This is a genomic window from Ruegeria sp. CDSC042 (assembly GCF_059610745.1).
This window is the reverse complement of the sequence record NZ_JBXWOF010000019.1, coordinates 1-4,448: the sequence shown is the minus strand read 5'-3', so window position 1 is coordinate 4,448 and position 4,448 is coordinate 1. Positions and strand designations below refer to the sequence as shown.

Here is a 4,448-nt window from a genome sequence, read left to right as displayed (position 1 = left end):
TTACTCTGCGGCTTCTTCGTAAGCGTCCATTGGTGGGCATGTGCAGATGAGGTTTCGGTCTCCGTATGCGTTGTCGACGCGGTTGACGGGGGACCAGTATTTGTCGACGCCCATGGAGCCCGGGGGGAAGCAGGCCTGTTCGCGGGTGTATGGGCGGTCCCAGTCGCCGACCAGATCGCGCACCGTATGGGGGGCGTTTTTCAACGGGTTGTTCTCCGCATCGATCTTGCCGTCGATGATGTCCTGCGCCTCGGCCCGGATGGACAGCATGGCGTCGCAGAAGCGATCCAGCTCGTCCTTGGGTTCCGACTCGGTGGGTTCGACCATCAGGGTTCCGGCCACCGGCCAGGACATGGTCGGCGCGTGGAAGCCGGAATCGACCAGTCGTTTGGCCACATCGTCGACGCTGACATGGGCCGCCTCATCCAAAGGACGGGTGTCAAGGATACATTCATGCGCCACCCGGCCTGTTTCCGAGGTGTACAGGATTGGATAGGCGTCCTGCAGCCGAGCCGCGATATAGTTGGCGTTCAGGATCGCCACTTTCGTGGCCTGGGTCAGACCCGCACCGCCCATCAGCAGCACATAGGCCCAACTGACCGGCAGGATCGACGGAGACCCAAACGGTGCCGCCGAGACCGGACCGACGGCGGTGCCGTATTCCGGGTGGCCGGGCAGGTGTTCCTCCAGATGCGCCTTGACGCCGATCGGACCCATGCCGGGGCCGCCACCGCCATGCGGGATGCAGAAGGTCTTGTGCAGGTTCAGGTGGCTGACGTCGCCACCAATGTCACCAGGACGCGACAGTCCGACCATGGCGTTCATGTTGGCGCCGTCGATATAGACCTGACCGCCGTGATCATGGGTGATCTGGCAGACCTCCTGGACGGTGGTCTCGAACACGCCATGGGTCGACGGGTAGGTAATCATGCAGGCGGCCAGATGGTCGGAATGCTTTTCCGCCTTGGCGCGGAAATCGGCGACATCAATGTTGCCCTTCTCATCCGCTTGCACCGGCACCACCTGATAGCCCACCATCTGGGCCGAGGCCGGGTTGGTGCCATGGGCCGAAGTGGGGATCAGGCAGACATTGCGATGCGCCTCACCCCGCGCGGCGTGATAGTTGCGGATGGTCAGCAGGCCTGCGTACTCGCCCTGCGCGCCCGAGTTGGGCTGCTGCGAGATCGCGTCATAGCCGGTGATCTGGCACAGCTTGTCGTTCAGATCGGCAATCATCTCGTGATAGCCCTGCGCCTGATCTTCGGGGCAGAACGGGTGCAGATTGCCGAACTCGGGCCAGGTGACCGGGATCATCTCGATCGTGGCGTTCAGCTTCATCGTGCAGGAGCCCAGCGGGATCATCGCCCGGTCCAACGCCAGGTCGCGGTCGGCGAGACGGCGCATGTACCGCGTGATCTCGGCCTCGGCCCGGTTCTTGTGGAAGATCTCGTGGGTCAGATATTCGCTTTCACGCAGCGCGTAATCCGGCAGGCGGTATTGCTTGTTCGAGCTGTCATCCGCCCGATCGATGCCGAAGGCACCCCAGACGGCCTCGATGGTCTCGGGCCGGGTCTGTTCGTCCAGGCTGATGCCGACCTTGCTGTCGCCGACCTTGCGCAGGTTGACGCCGCGGGCCACGGCGGCCTCCATCACGACATTCTGCAGATGGCCGACCTCGACCGTGATGGTGTCAAAGAACACTTCCGGTTCCACGGCAAAGCCCGCCTCTTCCAGACCAGCCGCCAGGCGCGAGGTCTTGCGATGCACCGATTGCGCGATGGCCTTGATGCCATCAGGGCCGTGATAAACCGCATACATCGACGCAATGACGGCCAGCAGCGCCTGCGCGGTGCAGACATTCGAGTTGGCCTTCTCGCGGCGGATATGCTGTTCGCGGGTCTGCAGCGCCAGGCGATAGGCCTTGTTGCCCCGGCTGTCGATGCTGACGCCGATGATCCGGCCGGGCATCGACCGCTTCAGCTTGTCGGTGGTCGCCATATAGGCCGCGTGCGGGCCGCCATAACCCATCGGCACGCCAAAGCGCTGGGTCGAACCGATGGCGATATCCGCGCCCATCTCGCCGGGGGATTTCAGCAGTGCCAGCGACAGGATGTCGGCGGCAACGATGGCAATGGCTTTATGTTCATGCAGCGCCGCGATCTCGGCGGTGAAGTCGCGCACATGTCCATGCGTGCCGGGATACTGGAAGATCGCGCCAAACACCGCGCCCGCGTCCATCGTATCCGGATCAGCCACCTGTACATCGATGCCCAGAGGCTCGGCGCGGGTTTTGATCACCGCAATGGTCTGCGGGTGGCAGTTTTTATCGACGAAGAAAGCCGCGTTATTGGCCTTGGACCGGCCACCGCGCTTGGCCATCGCCATCGCCTCGGCAGCAGCGGTTGCTTCGTCCAGCAGGGATGCGTTGGCCACGTCCAGCCCGGTCAGATCGCTGACCATAGTCTGGAAGTTCAGCAGCGCCTCAAGCCGGCCCTGGCTGATCTCGGGCTGATAAGGCGTGTACGCCGTGTACCAGGCCGGGTTTTCCAGGATGTTGCGCAGGATCGGCGCGGGTGTGGTGGTGCCATAATATCCCTGACCGATCAGCGAGGTCAGAACCTTGTTCTTGCTCGCCACCTCTTTCATGTGGAACAGCGCATCGCGCTCGGTCATCGCCGGACCCCAGTCCAGCGCTTCCTTCTGCCGGATCGCAGGGGGGACGGTGGCGTCAATCAGCTGATCCAGCGTCGTGAAGCCGATCACCTTGAGCATGTCGCGCATCTCGGTCGGGCTGGGCCCGATATGGCGACGGTTGGCAAAGTCATAGGCTTCGTAATCGGTGAGTTTGAAGGCCATGTGTAGCGCTCCTCAAGGAATGTCTCGCCCAGCCGCTCTGGCAGATGCCTCCGGCGGGAGTATTTGGAAAAAGATGAAGCCCGGGGCCCGGTTTCAGGGCCCCGGAATTGAAGTTACCCGATGAAGGCCTTGTAGCCGGCCTCATCCATCAGATCTTCCAGCTGCGACGCATCCGTGATCTTGATCTTGTAAATCCAGGCCTCGCCCTCGGGGTCGTCGTTCAGCGCGCCCGGATTGTCGGCCAGCGCCTCATTGACCTCGACGATCTCGCCATCAACCGGCGCATAAAGCTCGGACGCCGCCTTGACGGATTCGATCACGCCAATCTCGCCGCCCTTCTCGAACTCGTCGCCTGCTTCCTGCTGTTCCACGAACACCACGTCGCCCAGCTGTTCAGCCGCGTGTTTGGTGATGCCCAGCGTCGCGGTGTCACCCTCGACGGTCAGCCATTCGTGCTCTTCGGAATAATAGGTTGCCATGTTGTCTCTCTCCTGACTTCAACGCTTGTAATTCTGGGTGACAAAGGGGGTGGCCACAATCTGTGCCGGTTGCGGCTTGCCCCGGATGATCAGGTTCACCGCCGTACCCGGTTCGGCATGATCCGCCGCCACATAGCCCATCGCCACAGGTCCACCGACCGTCGGGCCAAACCCGCCCGAGGTGATCTGACCGATTGTATTGCCCTGCGCGCACTGAATGTCCACGCCCTGACGCGCCGGTGCCCGGCCTTCCGGCTTGATGCCCACCAGCTTGCGCACGGGACCCTCGGCCAGTTCTTTTTGAATGCGGTCGGCCCCCGGGAACCCGCCCTCTTCCTTGCGGCGTTTCTGGATCGCCCAACCCAGGCTGGCCTCGATCGGCGAGGTGCCCTGGTCGATGTCATTGCCATACAGGCACAGCCCCGCCTCCAGCCGCAGGCTGTCGCGCGCGCCCAGGCCCGCCGCCTCGCAATCCTCATGCGCCAGGAAGGCCTTGGTGATTTCAATCGCGCGGTCCTCGGGGATCGAGATCTCGTACCCGTCCTCGCCGGTATAGCCCAGACGCGAGATCCGGCATTCGGCCCCCAGGATGTCGGCAACAACGGTTTCCATGAACTTCAGATCCCGCGCCGCAGGGCAAAGCGCACCCACCACATCCTCGGCCTTCGGTCCCTGCACCGCAACAAGCGCGCGGTCAAAGATCTCGATCACCTCAACCCCGTCCAGATTGGCGCGCATATGCGGAATATCCTGATGACGCAGCGCCGCGTTCACCACCACAAAGAAGTGATCCCCCGCATTCGACACGATCAGATCATCCATGATCCCGCCATCCGAATTGGTGAAAAACCCATACCGCGCCTTGCCAGGCTTCAGTGTCGCATAGGCCTGCGGGCACAGAGCCTCAAGCTTGGCACCAACATCCTCACCCCGCAGGATCACCTGACCCATATGAGACACATCAAACACCGCCGCCTTCTCACGACACTGCGCATGCTCACCCATAATCCCCAAGGGATACTGAACAGGCATCTCCCAGCCCGCAAAATCAACCAACTTCCCACCCAACTCAACATGCAAACCATGCAAAGGCGTGCGCTTAATATCCGTCAT

Annotated in this window: 3 protein-coding genes; all 3 read right to left on the bottom strand. The window is 62.3% G+C overall.

The features are described from left to right. A complete protein-coding gene (gene gcvP / locus AC2FHX_RS20930) occupies positions 1–2,856 on the bottom strand; it encodes an aminomethyl-transferring glycine dehydrogenase (RefSeq protein ID WP_496703695.1) in 2,856 nt (951 codons plus the stop codon). Between the two features lie 113 nt (positions 2,857–2,969). Continuing rightward, a complete protein-coding gene (gcvH, locus tag AC2FHX_RS20925) occupies positions 2,970–3,335 on the bottom strand; it encodes a glycine cleavage system protein GcvH (RefSeq protein ID WP_142640419.1) in 366 nt (121 codons plus the stop codon). An 18-nt stretch (positions 3,336–3,353) separates the two neighbouring features. Continuing rightward, positions 3,354–4,448, bottom strand: a 1,095-nt coding sequence (gene gcvT / locus AC2FHX_RS20920) for a glycine cleavage system aminomethyltransferase GcvT (protein ID WP_496703693.1), incomplete at its 5' end; no start/stop codon positions are given.

Coding starts and splice junctions, on each gene's coding strand:
- gcvH (WP_142640419.1), bottom strand. CDS start 3,335: ATGGCAACCTATTATTCCGAAGAGCACGAATGGCTGACCGTCGAGGGT.
- gcvP (WP_496703695.1), bottom strand. CDS start 2,856: ATGGCCTTCAAACTCACCGATTACGAAGCCTATGACTTTGCCAACCGT.